Origin of the sequence: Streptococcus raffinosi (assembly GCF_030284685.1) — a bacterium.
GTDB classification, from domain to species: domain Bacteria; phylum Bacillota; class Bacilli; order Lactobacillales; family Streptococcaceae; genus Streptococcus; species Streptococcus raffinosi.
In genome coordinates, this window is record NZ_JASUZV010000004.1 from 22318 (window position 1) to 41636 (window position 19319).

A 19319-nucleotide genomic window follows, 5' to 3' on the forward strand; every position below is an offset into this window, starting at 1 on the left:
TCCTTTCTTATTCCATAATAACTTGAATCTTCGATACTTGACCATTTACCACAAAATAATGTTCTTGTGAAGCTAAAGCTTGTTCTTTAATTGGGCGATTAATTGGGCTAATCACTACTTGATCTTGAATACGCATACCAAGAATAACTTGTTTGAATAGTTTTGCACTACGAGATGGTACATCCTGTTGGCGTGTCAAGGTTTGTGGACGTGCTAGAACAATGTTAGCGAATCCTACTTGATACCCCTTATCAAAGAGCTTCATCACAAGTTCATGTTGTAAAATATTAATCTGTGACATTATTTCTTCATATCGATACCAAATAATGATATGAGTCAACTCACGATGCCTATCTTTTTGGCGACTATCAATTTGTCTACTTAAAGCTTCCAACATTTCTTTGTATGCATCTGCATTATCATAGATTTGAGCACCTTCTAAATTAACAGAGATCATACTATTTTCTGGCATTATAACTGTCAAATGAACATTCAGCTGTTCAGCCTGATGTCTGATAAAGGAAATAAATTGATCACTCATACTATCTGTATCATAAAGATATAGCAAATGACTAAGGGCTGGTTCCCAATGACGACTTGTGACTGTTTCTTTGTCCAGACCTACTGGTATGCAGCCTTCTTTAATAGACATTTGAACACTTGGATAATTGCTTTCAAAATCATCAAGAGACAGACGTTCCGGCAACATTGGAATCCTTGAAGGAACATCTCCTCGCCAATAGGCCGACATGGCGTCTGCCTCTTTACGTAAACACTCAATACTATCAACAGCATTGAGCTCACGATTAGGTAAGGCAAACTGAATAATAGTCGGCTCTTCTAATTTAATCAATCCTCTTCCTTTGATATCATCTAGTTCTGCAAAAGGTGTTCTACCAACGATTGATATAACTTCTGAAACCTCATTCTGTCTTAGAGTCAATTGTGTCTTAAAGTTAGAGTAAAGTGTTGCTCTTATATTATTTTGTCGTGTTGATGTCATAATAATATGAATACCGACATTTAATCCTTCACGAGAGGTTTTCACTAACAAATTATGCAATTCTTCCTCGAAGAATTCACCCTTAATCGCCTCATAAACATCTAAAATCAGTACAATACTAGGTACTAACTCTCCAGTTACCGATTGATATTGAGCCATATTCCCAACACCATGCTTAGCCAGTAAAGCTTTCCGTTCTTCAAGTTCCGTGTTAAACAATCTTACAAATTTTTGTAATTTCTCAGTCTGATCTAGTGTAATGCGATCAGCAACATGAGGTAAACGACTTAATGGTGCCAAACCATTGGTTCCAAAATCCAAAAGGTAGAAATTTAACCTTGCTGGAGAGTGGTGGCGTGCCAAGTCCATAACAGCAGATTGAAGGAAAGTAGTCTTCCCAGTTCCTACACTCCCATAAAGGAGAATATGTCCATCGTTCGTCAGATTAATTTCTACGGTCTCTTGTGCTTGTTGTTCTGGAAAATCACCAATACCCAAGTGAAGAATCATATCTTGACGATCTATAGTATTCCAAGCAGCTTCATACATGACAGGAGCGATATCCTCTAGATAAATTTTTTCCTCTAAAGGTGGCAACCATGGTTGTGGTAAGGCAGGGATGCCTTCTTCTACCACTAGGTCGTGGATATAGCCTACAATGGCATCTAGCTCTGTTGGTACCTGTTTGATGTCTTCAGTCTCTTCAAGTCCTGATAGATCATCATTTAGGATTTCATACTGTCCTAAGTCATTGATAGCATAGATAGTATGGTCCTCGATACCTTGTTTGTCCTTTTCAGGTTGATACTCAGCTCCTGACCACGCACTCTGGAAGAGCTCGTAAACCTCGTTGTTTCCGACCTGCAGATAAGCACGTCCTGACTGGGTGATATCCGCCGCATCTGGTGTACGAAGCATCTCCTGTGAGTCCGCTCGGTCTGCCACCTTAAGGGCTAGCTTGAAGCGAGAGTTAGACCAGATCTGGTCATTAACCACACCAGATGGTTTTTGTGTCGCTAGAATCAAGTGAATCCCAAGTGAACGTCCGATACGTGCTGTAGATACTAACTCCGCCATAAAGTCCGGCTGGTTCTGCTTGAGTTCAGCAAACTCATCCGAAATCAGGAAGAGGTGAGGCATTGGCTCAGGTACTTCGCCTAGTTTGTATTTTTTCTGATACTGGTTGATATGGTTGACATCATACTCTGAAAAAGAGTCGTTGACGACGCTTAAGCTCTGCCTTGATAGATGTCAAAGCACGCATAGACTGAGCACCATCCAAGTTGGTGATGGTCCCTAAGAGGTGAGGCAAGTCCCTAAAGAGGTTTGCCATCCCCCCATCCTTGTAGTCGATGAGGAGAAAGGCCACATCATGCGGATGGAAGTTGATTGCTAGACTTAAGATATAAGACTGGATAATCTCAGATTTCCCTGATCCAGTAGTACCAGCTACCAAGCCATGAGGTCCATGGGCCTTTTCATGGAGGTTGAGTTGAACGATGTCATCCTGACCACGTAGCCCCAAAGGTACTGCTAGGGACTTATACGGTGCATGAGAAGCCCAGCGACTGACTACATTCAAATCATGAACTTCAGCTACTCCGTACATCTCCATAAAGGTCACCGATTCAGGAATAGAGGACTTAAGGTTTTGAAGGTGATTAAGAGGGGCCAATTGTCGAGACAATTCCTCTTTGTCATAGCCTTCAGGGAAGTGGTCCAAGCTAAAGTCAATCTCACGAAGAACTCCTTCTTCCATGACCAACTGACCGGTTTGCCTATCCTTGAGGGTCACAACTGTATGGATATTCTCAGACAGTGAAGACATGACATCTTCTACAAAGACCAAACTACAACCAAGTTCCGTTGGATTCTCGTTGAAGAACTCCATGATGACATGATCCATGATTAGGGTCTTATCCGTAACTAATACCACATAGTGGGGACTAAAGAGTAATTCCTTACGTCCAGGCTCCATAGCCTCAGTCTGACGCTGTTTTAAGATTTGATTGAGACTGTTTAGCACTTGATCACGACTACGCTGATTGTAAACAAAACCACGAACATTCATGCCCTGTAGAGTTGCATGCGGCAACCAACGCATCCAGTGCCAAAGTCCGCGTTCCTCCTCAGGCATGATAGTCACAAACTGGACTTCATGGTAGGAGTGAAAGAGGGCAATCTGTTGCACCATGAGTTGGAGTTGCTCCAAGACCAAGTCTCGGTCTCCCACATACCCAACAGGTCCATGCATGAGGTTAGCCACGATAGGCATATCATCCAAATGTCGGTGACTATCATAAAGTGTGTACCCCTCCACCTCTAGAGGATCCTTAACCCCACTACGTTCTGCTTGTGAGTAGGTCAAGTGATAGCTTGTTGGTACCTTCCCTAGACCTAAACGGTAAAAGAGAAAGTCAAACTGCTGTGGCGTCTTCTCATAGATACGGTGAGAGTAGGTCTTAGCTAGGTTTGCCACTTCCTTAGGACCTGGGAAATGATACAACTGCCCATAGCGTTGCTTAGTCGCAAGTTCCGTCAACTGGATAGACTTGTCTGACAAGTAGGCATGATAAGAGTCAATCCGATTGGCCAGATTTTCCTTGTATTCTCTTTTAGACTTGAAGTAGTTCTGAATAGAAAAAATGGTAGTCATGAGGCTGGAAACCACTGACATGATGATATAGAGTCCACGTGGTTGAAAAATACAGATTACAAGTGTAACACCAACCATAACGATAGGAGGGATAATCATCTTGAGAATCTCATTACGTGGCTTTTGTGGTTCAGCACTTGGAGCATTAACCTGAACTTTTTCTTCACTTGAACGATAAATCAAACGAGGAGAACGATGGTAGTCTGGATAATCTGGATAAAACTGATATTTAGATTTTTCAAGAGTCTTGAGTGTCGTGGCACTTAGCTGTGGCAAGTTGGCCCAGACTTCCTCTGGAAAAAATTTGAGCGAGCTCTCACCAAAAGCAACCTCGGCCCCATAAGGAAGAGAAACCTTACCTTTAGTCAAGTGGTTATTCACAAAGACAGGACCTGTCAAAATATCTAACTGCCAATCCTCTCCTACACGTTCAAAGAGTAACTCTATAGCTGAATTTTCTAATCTAAAGTCACTTCCCGGACGTGGTCCCAAGACTAACCGCTGACGTCCTTTGGTAGGATAGTATGCGTAAGTCCCATCCGTGATATAAAAGCGTAAACCACCAAGTTCAACTCCCGAAGCCAAAACACCAGGTCTGTCTTCATATTGATAGAAAATCTTATCATCTGTTGCTTTGATATAGATATCGCCAGAGAGACATGGATAATCTTTAACTGTTAGGAGACTATCCGAATTCTTTGTGAAACTTAAACGGCTACGGGAAACACCATCATAAACATAAACCTGCATCATGAGTCACCGCCTGACTTTTCTGTCTGACTGCTTGAGCTCGAAGCAGGGGTAGATGTAGACGATGTTGAAGACTCATCCTCTTTGTCTTTTTCCAAATACCCTTTACGTTCTTCTTTCAAGGTTTTGTAAGTTCCTTGAAGCTCAGAAAGTTTACTATCACGATCCTTACCAGAAAGCTTGTCATTGGCCTTGACTTCTTCGATAGCCTGAACAACTGCATATAGTTTAAGATCAACATCATCAAGACGTTTAGCTGTGTCAAGTGCATCCTCAGCCTTTCCACGCCCAATCTGAATCCAATAATCAAGGTAGAGTTCATCTGATTTGAGCGTCACATTATTCATGATTTGATTGCGTTGGTCCTTAGACAATGACTGTCCCTTCACATAGCTATAAGCTAGTTCATACTTTTGCGTATATGGTAGCTTGCTTAACGGTACCGACTCAAGTTTGTTTATCACGGCAGTATAGTCTACTTTTAGGAAGGACTTATCTGCATCTAACATCTTGTCTTTAAAGGGATTACGCATAAAGACAAGGTAGATAAGAGGCACTAGGAGAATCACAGCTGCTGCACTCAACCAAATCGTTGCATAACGGAAAGTCTTAAAGAGGCGTTGAGATACTAAAGTGAGCGTTTCTTCTTCTTTCTTAAATTGTTCCTCATAAGCTTTTACAAGATAGTCTTCTATACTTTCGATGGTCGTAAACTCTGAAAGTTCTTTTAGAAATGGTGTCAGCTTTCTAACTTCTAAACCACCATCATAAAGAGTCTCAAAATCTGTCTCTTCGTCCATCAAAGTAACCACTAAACACTTATATTGTCGAAGGAAGTCTGCTTCATCCATCGTAAGCGGGACCATACTTCCTAAAAGGCTACGATAGGCAAGCTTAGGTTCTAAGTTTGATGTAATGAAGAGATTGTTAGGGTTTAGGACCAATCCGAAATCATATTTCAAAAGCTCCTGAAAACCTAAAGCATTTATGGCAAATCGTAATTTTTCCGACAAACGCCTCTCACGTATCTCTTTAAAATCAACCTCTACTCTCGGTAGAGCGTAGGTTAGGGTGATGGTATCATCAGCCATCTCTATCTTCTGAGACAAGAGATAGGGTGATGCCAAATCTAACAGAGACAATTCTGACAATGAAGCCCCAGAAACATCAGATTTCTGCAAGATTAACTGCCAATTTTGCTCCCCCTTTTCTATTGAGAATGCCTTCCCTTGACACTCAAATGATACTGCTGTCATATTGTTAATACTCCTCAAGTAAAATCCTATCACCTGAAGTTATAGGATAGTCATTTAGGGAATCTCCTGCAAAGAGTAAAAGTCCCTTATTTAATACGCATAATTGGTAGCGTGTTGATTTAAGATTAAAAATGCTAATCAATTCCTGACTTAATTGTTGAACAGTCACCTTTTTAGGGATTCGAATATCAACAGATTTATCAGAAAGTACCAAACTAACATTAAAATGTGTATTCATAAGCTATTCCTTATTCATCCGATAGGTCGCATAGCACGCCCCTCCAAAAACCAACAAACACACCCCTGAATACATCAAGGTTGTGTTTAAAGACTCTAGTTTGTCTGTAGGTGTATGTGGTAGGATATACTCTTTTGCGACAACTTTGTTAGTAAATAAATTTTTAGATTTATTTTTTGATTTAGATTCCATATCAGATACAAATAAACTCTCTTGAAGACTAGTCAGACGTCCGTTAATCGTTCCTTTACGTTCATCTATTTTTTTAGAGTCATCTTCATTAAAAAGATCTGCGACCAAAGGGTTCTGCCCCATTTGATCAGTATTTGTATCTTGCTCCACACGACTAGTATCAATCTGCAAACGGTTATCTTTAATCTCATCAGCAGCTACTAATCTTACCTGCAGACACAAAACTAAGAAAAGTATTCCAAACCACCTTTTCATGATTAGTCCTCAGTTTCTAGCTTACCTTTCTCCCAAGGAAGCACAACGAGTATATTTGCAATAATGAAAGTTATAACAGCGATAAAGACGATAAAGATGACACTTAAGGCCGCTCCTGTATTGTCTAGGTAAGCAGAAAGAAGATTTTCCAGATAGCTCAATATATTCCAATCTTTAACGGTCTTAAGCCATCCTACAAAGCTAGCTGTACCTCCAATAGCACTTGAGAAGTAAACGTAGCTAACAATGGTATAAAGACTCAATCCCATACCGATAGCCTTCATATGCTTGAGCAAGAAGTATTGACCTTGTGTTAGCAAGAAAGCAAACAAGACCACCAAACTTACCCATGAAGGTTGCAAGTCACTAGCTACATGAAGTGCTCGACTCGATGCAATTCCCATAACTAAACCAGAAACAAGAGATAGGGCAGATAAATTAGCTACATTGAAGAGATCTGCATTTTCAAAGAAACGTTTCTTGTACTTATCACGTAATCGTCGTACCAAATCCTGTGTCGCAAAGAGATAGGCCGCAAAGAGAGAAACTGTTTCAAGAAGCAAAATCCAAGTGAAGGGACGATAACTATTAATTGCTGCTCGTACTGATGACGTTTTAGTTGTTAACGGATTTGAAAGGAATTCCAACAAAGTTTCATTTGGAACACCATTCTCATAAGCATTATCTAAAACAGTCACAAACGAACCAACAAAATCATTACTTTGCTTCAATTCAGTAGTAAACTCTGTCATCAAAGCCTGCGCTCCACTAGAAAGTTGCTCACTTTGCTCTTTCGCTCCATCAGCAGCTGACTTAAAGTTACTCAAGATGCTATTAACAGACTCTGCCGCTGCAACATTGGAACTAGATGTTGCCTTGGCCATCTCACTTGTTGCCATTAAAGATGACAAGTCAGAAGAAAGACTTCCCCAATCACCAGCCCCAGAACTGCTACTATCTCCACTTCCTGACGCTGAGTTTGCATCTGGAGTAGTTGTACTAGATCCACCTCCAGTATTTCCACCAGCGTTTGCTGAAGAAAGTTGTGTCTGTAGTTCTGTGACTTTAGTTAAAGTATCTGAGATGCTCGTCTCTAATTCACTGTTTGTCTTAGCAACATCACTATAGTTTGACATCAACTCATCCTTAGAATTTTTAAGGTTTGTCAACTCTTGGTTATAGCTAGCATTTTTATCATATTGCGTTGTTGCATTTGTAACAGCATCTGTCATAATTGAAACCAATAGACTATATGCACTTTGGTTCAAGAACTTATCTGATACACTGCTACTGCCTGCACCATCAGGGAAATACTGAGAAAGAAGACTACCTGCATTATTATAAGCGTCTACTACTGCCTGTGCAGCTGCACTATAATTAGCTACAGCCTTTTGATAGTCTTCCAAACTAAATTTTGAATCAGACGTCGCACCGTTTGATAAAGAAACACTGATATTTCCTTTAGTGCTCGTATTAGTGTTTGTATTAGTAGTTGTATTGGTCATCGGCATTACTGTTGGACTTACAGTTGCTGTTGACGACGGAGTAGATGGACTTGTCTCTGTATCTCCTGCTGATGGAGTGCCTGGTGTTTCAGGTACAGTCGAGTTATTTGGTGTACTTGGTGAACTTTGTGAAGCGCTCGCTGAAGAGCTTGATTCGCTTGACGTTGTCGTAATATTAAAGTGAAAAACATTTGTCTTAGAGGTATCAATCTCAATTCCTGTTGATGGAGAAACTGGTGCTTGTGCTACACCATCAGTCTCAACATACCATGAGTCTATTGAAACACCTGAATACGATAGTTTTGCTGTTTGTTTTCCGCCAGAGCTTGACGCTGTTAGAGTCTTAGTATCAAATCCAGCTAAAGTATTAGCTGCATCCGTAAGACTTCCTGAAAGATTACCCGATGTTCCAATATCAGAACCAAAACCATAAGCTGAAGCAGAGGAATATCCACTGATTCTATCAGCATAATTAGTTCCAGGTAGCGCAGAAAGATTCAAAGAAGCGTAGCTATCTGCTGGAAGTTTAGAAACCGCCGAACGAACCATCCCATCAAGTGAAGCAGTGTAATCCGCAATTGGATAACTTAAACCTGCACCTGAACCAGATAGCATATCTTTAACAGTTATAGAGGAAAGATTGTTAATATCTTTACCATAATAATCTCTTAGAGTCTCATTAACGATATCTGAAATAGATTTCTTATTGCCTTCAGGTGTTGTAAAGGACGATAACTGTTTTTCTAAATCAGCTAACTGAGTATCAAAATTCTTTGATAGAGTCTCGTAATTTGAACTAGATTTATTCGTCGAATTTGATGTATCTCCATTTGTACTTGGCGGAGTCACATTAACCTGGCTATTTAAAGTTTCTTGCTGCTGTTTCAGTGTCCCAATCATAGTTGCAACTTGATCTGCTAAATTTGAAGAGGACATCATTTGACTCATCATATCTGCACGATTGGTCTCCCCACTACTGTATGACGTCATTAACTGTTGAAGATTTGCCTGTGTCGCCGCAGGATTCACATTAGATGACGATACATTTTGAGAGTTACTTTGGAGAAGTTCAATCAAACTTTGATTAGCCTGCAAAGCACCATCAGCTGTCATAACTAGCGATGGAAAACTGTTAGGTAGATTCGTAGCTGAACCATAGATTGAATTCTTATAGGTTGATACATTTTTAGTTTGTGTCTTTTCAACCTTTTGAGCATTTTGTTGTGCTGTATATAGATTTCCAAGAATTGAGGCCATATACATATTTACAAGTTGACCATTCAAGTCTGAAACTGCCTTCATTCCTGTTTCAGTAGCTTCTTTCTCAATTTGAGCATTTCCATCTGAGTTGACCTTGTAAGTAATGGTCGCTTGATCTAGGTCGATATTCTCCGTGTCTAGAATCTTGGATGAAAAATTACTTGGAATATAGATAATTAACTGGTATTTCCCTGAACTTAGCCCAGACTCGGCAGTCCCACGACTAACTACAGACCAATTGTGCTTCTCATCACGTTCAATATTCTTGACGTAGTCTGAACCCAAATTATAATTTTTACCATCCATACTAACTGCCTGGTCTTCATTTACCAAAGCAATATCTAATCGACTCTGTTTTTGATTAGTTTTTAATTGAGATGTTTGACTGGACTTTTCAACGACAGCATTTAGTCCAACCGCTCCTCCAAGTAAAGCAAGAACAGCAACACTGCTAAAGACTAGTCTAGCTGATTTATTTCCCTTAAAATCTGATTTTTTTCTCATGTTATCCTTTTATACTAGGCTATAATTATATTTAATTCATTTTTTATTAACATAGTAAAAAGGCGGGACGAATTATCATTCACCCCAGCCTTCCTATTACGTTACGTGGCAACCCTATAATTAACGTCCTGCCAATTGGTTATCAGTATCTTCCAAGCTTTGGGCAACATTATCCAATTGCTCCTTAATAGCAGCAAGAAGTTCAGAGAATTGCGTGATTTTTGGTGACAATTCGTTGAATTGCTCTTCAAAGCTATCAAATGAATTACCATCCCAGTTTTCTGAGATAATAGCTTGTTCTGCTGTCAATGTTGACAAAACATCTGCGACAGTTTGTGAACCAGTTGAGTACTTGGTTGCTGATGCACGAAGTTCCTCTGGTTGAAGTTTAATTTGTACCATAATAAAATCTCCTCATTTTAGTTATGTTGACAGTATAACAGAACTTTTTTGATTGGCAAGCCCTTACAAATACCCTAAAAGCGAACAAACAAAAGTGTCTAACTTTATCATAATATCAATTATCTTTATTATTAGAATGCTAAAAAGTGCATCAAGTAGCTACTTTTTGTGGATAACCCACCTATACCAATTATGAAAAATCAAATCCTTTTATTGACAAAATAAATTTTTGAGACACCAGTAAATTAGTTTGAAATTTAATTTTTCTTTTCTTTGTTAGTATAACTAACAAGTAGAAATAGGACTAATCTCCTATATTTGACAACACTAAAGATCAAAAAAAGCCCAATTTATAATCTAAATGGACTCTTTCATATTTTTGTAAAATAAGGAGAGAAGCTTATTTTTCTTTACTAGGTTGATAATCTGATAAATTTTTATGAATACGTTCTGCATAGACAGCATTATCGGCAGACTCGTCAGCATCCATTAAACTGCTAACCAACTCAACATATGAATCCGTTGAAATAATCCAATTTCCATCAGTATCCTTGGTTAATTTGAAGCTCTTTTCCAAATTATCTGCACCTGTTAAAGGAGTATAAGACATTTCTTTTGTCATACCTGAAAATTGCTCCAAACTACCACTAAAATTCTCGCCAAAGAGAAAGTAAGTAACAAGTGCCTTATCTCTCTCTTTGTCTTTATCACCTTTACCAGCACTATTCCATTCCGCAAGTTTACTAATATCATTATTATATAATCTAGTTAATAACTCTCGGACAGTTCTAGCCGCATCATAACTATTGATTGATCGTGACATAAAGGTAACCGTCGCCTCATTTCCCTTAACTTTGACGTCCTTCAGTTTATAGTCCTGAATTTTGGCAATCATATTGCGGCGAACCTTAACAAACTTAGAGAGTACTTGGGTTGGTGTTTTGGCATCATAGCCCTCAATATACTTAAAGGTATAGTCAGCTTCAGGAGTATAGCCTTCCTTTTCAATCATGTCTGCAACCTGCTTCTCGAAGACATTCGATTCAGTCCAACTTTCGTAATTCTCTCCGTAGAGTTTTGAGAAACCATTACTTGATTTTCCAAGCATGGTATCAATCAAGACTGTCGCATCAGCCTTGGCACGCTCTGTTGGTGTTGGTGCGGCCTTTTTCTTTTCCGCTGGCTTATTTGACGCACAGGCTACGAGAATCAGACAAGCTGCTAGGACGAGTCCTAAGTATGTAAACAGTTTTTTCATTAAGATTATTCCCTCATTTCTATTGGTTACTATTTAAGATAGCATAGGTCTGATGATTCTTCAAGGTCACTTTTCAGAGTATGAAGCAAAACTCTACCTATTATATTGTTTTCAAATCATGTCTCCAAATCGTCCAAATCTAACTGCCTGCCCTCTTGGTCTTCCAAACCTGTCAGGGTAACACCTAAGAGGCGAACACCACTGCTATTTTCCTCCAGTTGATCGAAAATGGTGTGAGCAATCCTTTCAATGGTATCAAAGTCCTGGGTTGATTTGTCCAAGGTCATACGCTTGGTTAAGGTCGAAAAATCCGAATAGCGAACCTTGATGACAATGATACGTCCGACTTTCTTAGCCTTCTGGGCACTCTCAGCTACCCTTCTGGCATTTTTAGTCAACTCAGCCTTGATGTCATCTTCATTATAAAGAAGCTTGCCGTAGGTTCGCTCACTTCCGATAGATTTACGGACACGATTGGGCCTAACAGGACTATTGGAAATTCCCCTAGCCTTTCGAAAGAGATCAAATCCAAAACGTCCAAAACGATCAATCAGAGCCATCTCAGGAACCTTCAGAAGATCGGCACCGGTGTAGATATCCATGTCATGAAGACGTTCAACTGACTTTTTACCTACCCCATGAAACTTTTCAATAGGGAGCTTTTCCAAAAATTCCTGAGCCTCCTCTGGAAGCACCACCGTCAAACCAGCAGGCTTTTGAAAATCAGAGGCTAGTTTGGCGATAAATTTATTATAGGAGACGCCTGCTGAACAAGTCAGGTGAAGTTCCTGCCAGATATCATACTGGATGAGCTTAGCCACCTTAACGGCCGACTTGATGCCAAGTTTATTGGTCGTCACATCGAGATAGGCTTCGTCAATAGACATAGGTTCAACCAAGTCAGTATAGCGCTTAAAAATCTCACGTATCTGCATCCCTACCTCACGGTAATGGCTATAATTGCCTGAGATAAAGACAGCATTTGGACAACGTTCGTAGGCTTCCTTAGAAGACATAGCTGAGTGGACACCGTATTTTCTAGCCTCATAATTACAAGTAGACACCACCCCACGTCCCCCTGTTTTTCTAGGGTCATGCCCAATAATAACCGGCTTATCCTTAAGGCTGGGATCATCCCTCATCTCGACCTGAGCAAAAAAGGCGTCCATGTCAATATGAATAATCTTTCGGCTCGTGTCGTTAATCAGAGGAAATTCTAACATGGCTTACCGCCTCCTTTCTCAGATGTGTCTCCTTGTAAAGCTCTTCACAGAAAACTTTGGGTCTGCAAAGCATTCTCTTCTTATAATACCAAAATCTATCACAAAACAGAAATTTATAATACAGATTACGTATTTTCAAAACTGTATTATAAAAGAATGTCTCTAAAATCACAGTTTTAAAGTTGTGTAAGCGGTTACTGTGTGATAGAATACTTTTAGAGAATGTAACAGATGATTTGTTACTAGAATTATAGGAGAACCAAATATGGCAACGGTTAAAACTAACACAGATGTTTTTGAAAAAGCATGGGAAGGCTTTAAAGGAACTGACTGGAAAGAAAAAGCTAGTGTTTCACGTTTCGTTCAAGCAAACTACAAACCTTATGATGGTGATGAAAGCTTCCTTGCAGGACCAACTGAACGCTCTCTAAAAATTAAAAAAATCGTAGATGAAACTAAAGCAGGATATGAAGCTGAAGGACGCTTCCCAATGGATACTCGTCCAACTTCAATCGCTGACATCCCTGCAGGATACATTTCAAAAGAAGATGAACTTATCTATGGTATCCAAAATGATGAGCTCTTCAAATTGAACTTTATGCCTAAAGGTGGTATCCGTATGGCGGAAACTGCTTTGAAAGAACACGGTTATGAACCAGATCCAGCTGTACACGAAATTTTCACTAAATACGTAACTACAGTTAATGACGGTATCTTCCGTGCTTACACTTCAAACATCCGTCGTGCACGTCACGCTCACACAGTTACTGGTCTTCCAGATGCTTACTCACGTGGACGTATCATCGGGGTTTACGCTCGTCTTGCCCTTTATGGTGCTGACTACTTGATGCAAGAAAAAGTTAACGACTGGAATGCTATCAAAGAAATCGATGAAGAAACTATCCGTCTTCGTGAAGAAGTTAACCTTCAATATCAAGCACTTCAACAAGTCGTTGCTCTTGGTGACCTTTACGGAGTAGACGTTCGTCGTCCAGCCTTCGATACTAAAGAAGCTATCCAATGGACAAACATCGCCTTCATGGCAGTATGTCGTGTCATCAATGGTGCCGCTACTTCACTTGGACGTGTGCCAATCGTTCTTGACGTATACGCAGAACGTGACCTTGCTCGTGGTACTTACACTGAATCAGAAATCCAAGAATTCATTGACGATTTCGTTATGAAATTGCGTACAGTTAAATTCGCTCGTACTAAAGCTTACGACGAATTGTACTCAGGTGACCCAACCTTCATCACAACTTCAATGGCTGGTATGGGTGCTGATGGGCGCCACCGTGTTACTAAGATGGACTTCCGTTTCTTGAACACTTTGGACAACATCGGTAACTCTCCAGAACCAAACTTGACTGTTCTTTGGACTGATAAATTGCCATACGCTTTCCGTCGTTATTGTATGTCAATGTCTCACAAACACTCTTCTATCCAATACGAAGGTGTGACTACTATGGCTAAAGACGGATACGGTGAAATGAGCTGTATCTCATGTTGTGTATCACCACTTGACCCAGAAAACGAAGAACAACGCCACAACATCCAATACTTCGGTGCTCGTGTTAACGTTCTTAAAGCCCTTCTTACTGGTTTGAACGGTGGTTATGACGATGTTCACAAAGACTACAAAGTATTTGATATCGAACCAATCCGTGACGAAGTTCTTGACTTTGATACTGTTAAAGCTAACTTCGAAAAATCTCTTGACTGGTTGACTGACACTTACGTAGATGCCCTTAACATCATCCACTACATGACTGATAAGTACAACTACGAAGCTGTTCAAATGGCCTTCTTGCCAACTAAACAACGTGCTAACATGGGATTCGGTATCTGTGGTTTCGCAAATACCGTTGATACATTGGCAGCTATCAAGTACGCTACTGTTAAACCAATCCGTGACGAAGATGGCTACATCTACGACTACGAAACAATCGGTGACTATCCACGTTGGGGTGAAGATGACCCTCGTTCTAACGAATTGGCAGAATGGTTGATCGAAGCTTACACCACTCGTCTCCGTAGCCACAAACTCTACAAAGATGCAGAAGCTACAGTTTCACTTCTTACAATCACTTCAAACGTTGCCTACTCTAAACAAACTGGTAACTCTCCAGTTCACAAAGGGGTATACCTCAACGAAGATGGTTCAGTGAACTTGTCTAAATTGGAATTCTTCTCACCAGGTGCTAACCCATCTAACAAAGCTAAAGGTGGATGGTTGCAAAACTTGAACTCACTTGCTAGCCTTGACTTCGGTTATGCTGCTGACGGTATCTCATTGACAACTCAAGTATCACCTCGTGCTCTTGGTAAAACTCGTGACGAACAAGTTGACAACTTGGTAACAATCCTTGATGGTTACTTCGAAAACGGTGGACAACACGTTAACTTGAACGTTATGGACTTGTCAGACGTTTACGAAAAGATTATGAACGGTGAAGATGTTATCGTTCGTATCTCTGGTTACTGTGTAAACACCAAATACCTCACTCCAGAACAAAAAACTGAATTGACTCAACGTGTCTTCCACGAAGTTCTTTCAATGGACGACGCTTTGGGATAATCTAAATAATAAAGAACTCGCACTAGCGAGTTCTTTTATTTTTATAAAAATCACGTCATTTTATCTTTTATCATATTATTATAACTAATTTATAATATATATTGACATTTTATTAGATAAGCTATAGAATATAAGCATTTCCGTTTGGAATTCCCAAACACTTCTTTCTCAGAAGAGCTATCATTACATCAGCCTGAATCACTGTCATAATAAAGAGACCTTACTAATGACAAGTATAGCTCTTTGTGATGGGACTAGGGACGACAAGGAGGAAAGATGATTAAGAAATGTTCAACCTTAACTGGAGTACTATCACTCATGGCTAGTGCCGTTCTACTCGTAGCCTGCCAATCCAAGACTGACACTGAAACCTCTAAATCCAAAGATGTTCCATGGGGGTATACTGGTGCAACTGGTCCTGAACATTGGGGTGACCTCTCCAAAGATTATGAACTCAGCAAAAATGGTAAAGAACAATCTCCAATCAATATCACAGGAGCTGAAGATGTCGATCTTCCAGAACTAAACCTTCATAATCAAGAATCAAAAGGCCAAGTCGAAAACAATGGTCATACGATTGAAGTCAGCTTTAAAAATCCTAAGAATAGCCTAACGATTGGTGATGATGTCTATAAATTGCAACAGTTTCATTTTCATGCACCCAGTGAGAATGAAATTGACGGCAAAACCTATCCTCTTGAAGGACACTTCGTCTACAAGACCGATACTGGTAAAATCACTGTTGTCTCTGTTCTCTATAATTATGGGGATGAAAACCAAGCCTTGAAACAAATCTGGGATAAGATGCCTCAGGCTGCTAATACTGAAACTGAGTTGTCTCAGCCTATCTCACTAGATGATTTCTATCCTGAAGACAAAGGCTACTACAACTTTGAAGGCTCCTTAACAACTCCACCATGTACTGAAGGTGTTAATTGGATTGTCTTCAAAAAACAAGAAACCGTCAGCAAGGAACAAGTGGAAAAATTCACCCAAACCCTTGGATTTGAAAATAATCGTCCTATCCAAGAAACAAACGGTCGAAAAATAAAAGAATAAAGTCTTACAGAAAGCTTGATGTCCCCTCTTCTCATCAAGCTTTTTTCCATTGACGATTAGCTATAAGCTTTGTTACAATGACCCTATGATCATTAAACATACAAGAGATACACTTTCAGAAACTTACCTAGATGCCGTAGCCATTCGAAACACTGTTTTTGTTAAGGGACAAGGAGTCCCACGTTCCATCGAAATTGATGCCAATGAAGCCTACTGCATTCACTTCGTCCTCTATGATGATAAGGGTCAGGCTGCTGCAACCGTGCGCTTGCTGCCCAACAAGGATTTGACTCAGGTCACCCTCCAACGCATGGCTGTGCTTGATGCCTACCAAGGTCAAGGGCTAGGGAGCATCCTCCTAAAAGAGGCTGAAGATTTTGCCCAAGAACAGGGCTTTAAATCTATTTCTCTCCATGCTCAACTCGGGGCACTTAAGTTCTACCTTAATAATGGCTATCAAGAAGTCGGTCAAATCTTTGAAGAAGCTGGAATCCAACATATTACTGTTGAAAAATCCTTAATAAGTAAAAAAGCTTAAGCAGTATAGCAACTGCTTAAGCTTCTTCTTTTGTCGCAAATATCGGATAACCATGCTCGACAGCAAGCACTGTCACATTTTCTCTTTTCTTTAAAGCCTCTACGATCTTTTTCCAGTATTTCTGCCCTGTAAAAAGAAGGACAAACACTCCCATGTAGACCAAAAAGCCAAGAAATTGTTTATATTCAGAAGATGACCGTTTTGATTCTAGTTCTAGGAGCTCGAACACTCCTCTCAATAGAACTGTAAAGGTGATCATTATAAGACTAAGTCCACTAAAGTATCCTAAACATATCAGCAAATACCCTATTTGAAGCTTCTTGGAACGCTTCTTATACAGTAACCTATAGTCTTGACCGTACTTTTCAAATACAGGAAAGGAAATATCAAGCCCTCTTCTCATACGAATGACTTTCAAATCAGGTTGGGCACGATAACCAAGGTAATGAATCAGTCTGTATAGTAGCTCTCTTATCAAAATATAGGAAGAATCGGTTACAGCGGACACTATACTTAAAAATAGAAAAGAAGATAAAGAGAAGGAATCTTTATCAAACACTAATAAGCCTTCTATCACTACAAAAAACATACCACAGACAAAGAGATTACTCCCATTAAGTATGCAAAAGAGCATACTCAGAAACCAAGAGACAAGCTTTCTTTCCTTGGAGTGCCTACTTGACCGCTTCACTGATTAATTCTTCCTTTATTATCTCAATCAAGACATCTCTATCCTTAATCCATTGAGCTCTCTCATCCTTGTAGTAGGTACGATTACTTAGGAAAATCGCCGCACGTTGAGCTGGGATGTTAATCAGAACAAAGGTCCCTGTATAACCAGTATGAAGAATCCAATCTCCTTGAAGGTCCCAAGCGACACTACGTTCCTTCTTGGATTGGCTGATATTTTTCGTCAGATTCTTAGCAAAATCATCCTTCAAATAATGATTAACAAAAATTTCTAAGTCTTTAAGGGTTGAAAAGAGACCTGCTGACCCTGTGTGCTCTTTAAGAACACGAGCTTTGGGATCGTGAACAGTTCCGCTTGGAATGCCCTTAACCGTCGGAACAGCAATCCCAACTGGCCCAAACTGTGTCTCAGACATACCAAAAGGTTGAAAAACTTCGGAGTCAAAGAGCTTATCCAGACTTAGTCCAGACAACTTTTCGAGCATCAGTCCCAAGAGAATAAAGTTAATATCGGTATACAAGAAAGGTTTATCATCCCTAACCTTGATGGCGTTTATAGCAGCAATCAACCCCTCCTGGTCTAATTCATCACGATTAGGAATGAAAGGATCAATCCCACTACTATGAGACAAGAGTTGACGTAATGTTAACGTCTTATTTTCTACTGCGGGGTAGTAGGTTGACAGCTTCTCATCCAAGTCTAATTTATTGGTCTGCAGATAGAAAAGACAGAGGGTTCCAACCCCAACCACCTTGGATACACTGGCTAGGTCATAGGTGAGACCTGGAACTACTGGAACATAGCCATCTTGAGTCCCCTGGTAGTACTCCTGCCAAGCCTTTCCATCATAAAGGGCAAGGCTGGCACCCGGAAAGATGTCAGCCTTGATGTAGTCTGTAATTGTTGCTAATGTTTGTTGAAAATCAGTCATTATTTTGTTAGCCAAACCTCAATATTACTCATATCAGTCAACGCAAGTAGGTGTCCTTTGCTATCCAAGTAACTTGAGAACTGTTCCTCTTCAAGTTTATCATGCAAGGCAACCAAGTCATAGTCTTCTGCCACCTTAAACTCGAGAATTTCCAAATCCCAAGTTTGATCAGGAGTTACTTGAAGGTCAGGGCCTTCTGCCTTTTCAAAGTGGATAGATAAAGGTAGTTCTTCACCAAAAAGATTGTCATAGAAGAAGGCTGCTTTAACCGTATCCACAACATTCAGAGTCAAGGACTGAACGGTAAAGTCTGAAACACCTTTAAAGTCTTCATTTTCTTCAACATCTGCATACTCGATTGTCTTGAGCGTTGACAAGTCATCCTCAGCGTGCATCAAAATAAGACCATTTTCCGGTGAAACTGTTTCAAAGGCATAACCATTTTCCCCTTGGAAAATAGCCTTGGCTTGGTGATCGTCACGCGCCAAAAGGTACTCAATCTCAAGTGGATCTGAAACCTTAATAACCACTTTATTAATTTTCTTGGGGCCTTCAACTGCACGGCAACGGTAAGCTGGAGACTCTTCAATCACAAAGAGTGATTGGTGGTCTGCCCAATCTGTGAAGACGGCAAGAGCATTTTCTTCTGTTAATAGTTTAAATCCTAGTGTATTTTGGTAAAACTCAATATTTTCTTGTCTGTTATTCACACGAAAGATTGGTGTGTGAAACTTAAAATTCCCTGATTGCGTCATGACAACCTCCATTCTTTTCTATTTTATCCAAAAAGAGGCTGTGTGACAAGGATTTTCCAAAGAAAAAATAGGATTGTAATTTTTTCACTTTCTTTCGCATAAATTGTGAAAAACATTATAGTTTATTCACTTTTTGAGTAGCTATTTCCTCATTTTAGGGTATAATTGAGAGTATGAAAATTCTCGTTAATCACATAGTATTTAGGCGGACCTATCAAGGTTTGTTTTTATTGCTGATGATCGTTATCCCTAACTTTTCTTTAAG

Annotated in this window: 13 protein-coding genes and 1 pseudogene; 3 read left to right on the top strand and 11 right to left on the bottom strand. The window is 39.9% G+C overall.

Translation table 11 applies throughout. From position 1 onward, the window contains the following. Positions 1-7: 7 nt before the first annotated feature. From essC to dinB, 8 genes and pseudogenes are all read right to left on the bottom strand, one after another. Positions 8-4412 (bottom strand): annotated as a pseudogene (gene essC, locus QRD39_RS10165) (type VII secretion protein EssC). Then, positions 4409-5665 (bottom strand): type VII secretion protein EssB, encoded by a 1257-nt coding sequence (gene essB, locus QRD39_RS03600; protein ID WP_285955695.1) that lies wholly within the window; start codon positions 5663-5665, stop codon positions 4409-4411. Before essB ends, essC begins: the two are co-directional and overlap by 4 nt. A 4-nt stretch (positions 5666-5669) precedes the next feature. Then, positions 5670-5903, bottom strand: a complete 234-nt coding sequence (locus QRD39_RS03605) for an EsaB/YukD family protein (protein ID WP_285955696.1) — start codon at positions 5901-5903, stop codon at positions 5670-5672. Between the two features lie 3 nt (positions 5904-5906). After that, a complete protein-coding gene (essA, locus tag QRD39_RS03610; protein WP_285955697.1) occupies positions 5907-6350 on the bottom strand; it encodes a type VII secretion protein EssA in 444 nt (147 codons plus the stop codon). A 2-nt stretch (positions 6351-6352) separates the two neighbouring features. Then, entirely contained in the window at positions 6353-9619 is a 3267-nt protein-coding gene (gene esaA / locus QRD39_RS03615) for a type VII secretion protein EsaA (protein ID WP_285955698.1), read from the bottom strand. A 120-nt stretch (positions 9620-9739) separates the two neighbouring features. Next, entirely contained in the window at positions 9740-10021 is a 282-nt protein-coding gene (locus tag QRD39_RS03620; protein WP_285955699.1) for a WXG100 family type VII secretion target, read from the bottom strand. 400 nt (positions 10022-10421) lie between these two features. Beyond that, positions 10422-11279 (bottom strand): peptidase, encoded by an 858-nt coding sequence (locus tag QRD39_RS03625; RefSeq protein ID WP_285955700.1) that lies wholly within the window; start codon positions 11277-11279, stop codon positions 10422-10424. A gap of 116 nt (positions 11280-11395) precedes the next feature. Beyond that, entirely contained in the window at positions 11396-12502 is a 1107-nt protein-coding gene (dinB, locus tag QRD39_RS03630) for a DNA polymerase IV (RefSeq protein ID WP_285955701.1), read from the bottom strand. Positions 12503-12767: 265 nt separating this feature from the next. Between dinB and pflB the strand changes: the two genes are divergently transcribed. The 3 genes from pflB to QRD39_RS03645 all read left to right on the top strand — a co-directional run bounded on the left by pflB (position 12768) and on the right by QRD39_RS03645 (position 16677). Further along, entirely contained in the window at positions 12768-15080 is a 2313-nt protein-coding gene (gene pflB, locus QRD39_RS03635; protein WP_285955702.1) for a formate C-acetyltransferase, read from the top strand. A gap of 276 nt (positions 15081-15356) precedes the next feature. Continuing rightward, on the top strand, positions 15357-16139 hold the full coding sequence (locus QRD39_RS03640) for a carbonic anhydrase (protein ID WP_285955703.1): 783 nt from the start codon (positions 15357-15359) through the stop codon (positions 16137-16139). Between the two features lie 85 nt (positions 16140-16224). Further along, positions 16225-16677 (top strand): GNAT family N-acetyltransferase, encoded by a 453-nt coding sequence (locus QRD39_RS03645; protein ID WP_285955704.1) that lies wholly within the window; start codon positions 16225-16227, stop codon positions 16675-16677. A gap of 16 nt (positions 16678-16693) precedes the next feature. Here the strand turns inward: QRD39_RS03645 and QRD39_RS03650 are convergent, their stop codons facing one another. From QRD39_RS03650 to QRD39_RS03660, 3 genes are read right to left on the bottom strand one after another with little or no spacing between them, the layout of a single operon-like run. Continuing rightward, entirely contained in the window at positions 16694-17368 is a 675-nt protein-coding gene (locus QRD39_RS03650) for a hypothetical protein (protein ID WP_434556760.1), read from the bottom strand. After that, on the bottom strand, positions 17352-18299 hold the full coding sequence (locus tag QRD39_RS03655; protein ID WP_285955777.1) for a serine hydrolase domain-containing protein: 948 nt from the start codon (positions 18297-18299) through the stop codon (positions 17352-17354). The genes QRD39_RS03650 and QRD39_RS03655 overlap by 17 nt, the downstream gene beginning before the upstream one ends. Further along, the gene (locus QRD39_RS03660) at positions 18299-19054 is read right to left on the bottom strand and encodes a CppA family protein (protein WP_021146410.1); all 756 of its coding nucleotides are present in this window, start codon (positions 19052-19054) and stop codon (positions 18299-18301) included. The genes QRD39_RS03655 and QRD39_RS03660 overlap by 1 nt, the downstream gene beginning before the upstream one ends. Positions 19055-19319 lie beyond the last annotated feature (265 nt).

What these genes read in the sequence shown, in the direction of transcription:
- QRD39_RS03660 (WP_021146410.1), bottom strand. Translation starts at nt 19,054, where the DNA reads ATGACGCAATCAGGGAATTTTAAGTTTCACACACCAATCTTTCGTGTG.
- QRD39_RS03640 (WP_285955703.1), top strand. Translation starts at nt 15,357, where the DNA reads ATGATTAAGAAATGTTCAACCTTAACTGGAGTACTATCACTCATGGCT.
- QRD39_RS03625 (WP_285955700.1), bottom strand. Translation starts at nt 11,279, where the DNA reads ATGAAAAAACTGTTTACATACTTAGGACTCGTCCTAGCAGCTTGTCTG.
- dinB (WP_285955701.1), bottom strand. Translation starts at nt 12,502, where the DNA reads ATGTTAGAATTTCCTCTGATTAACGACACGAGCCGAAAGATTATTCAT.
- QRD39_RS03605 (WP_285955696.1), bottom strand. Translation starts at nt 5,903, where the DNA reads ATGAATACACATTTTAATGTTAGTTTGGTACTTTCTGATAAATCTGTT.
- pflB (WP_285955702.1), top strand. Translation starts at nt 12,768, where the DNA reads ATGGCAACGGTTAAAACTAACACAGATGTTTTTGAAAAAGCATGGGAA.
- essB (WP_285955695.1), bottom strand. Translation starts at nt 5,665, where the DNA reads ATGACAGCAGTATCATTTGAGTGTCAAGGGAAGGCATTCTCAATAGAA.
- QRD39_RS03620 (WP_285955699.1), bottom strand. Translation starts at nt 10,021, where the DNA reads ATGGTACAAATTAAACTTCAACCAGAGGAACTTCGTGCATCAGCAACC.
- essA (WP_285955697.1), bottom strand. Translation starts at nt 6,350, where the DNA reads ATGAAAAGGTGGTTTGGAATACTTTTCTTAGTTTTGTGTCTGCAGGTA.
- QRD39_RS03645 (WP_285955704.1), top strand. Translation starts at nt 16,225, where the DNA reads ATGATCATTAAACATACAAGAGATACACTTTCAGAAACTTACCTAGAT.
- QRD39_RS03655 (WP_285955777.1), bottom strand. Translation starts at nt 18,299, where the DNA reads ATGACTGATTTTCAACAAACATTAGCAACAATTACAGACTACATCAAG.
- esaA (WP_285955698.1), bottom strand. Translation starts at nt 9,619, where the DNA reads ATGAGAAAAAAATCAGATTTTAAGGGAAATAAATCAGCTAGACTAGTC.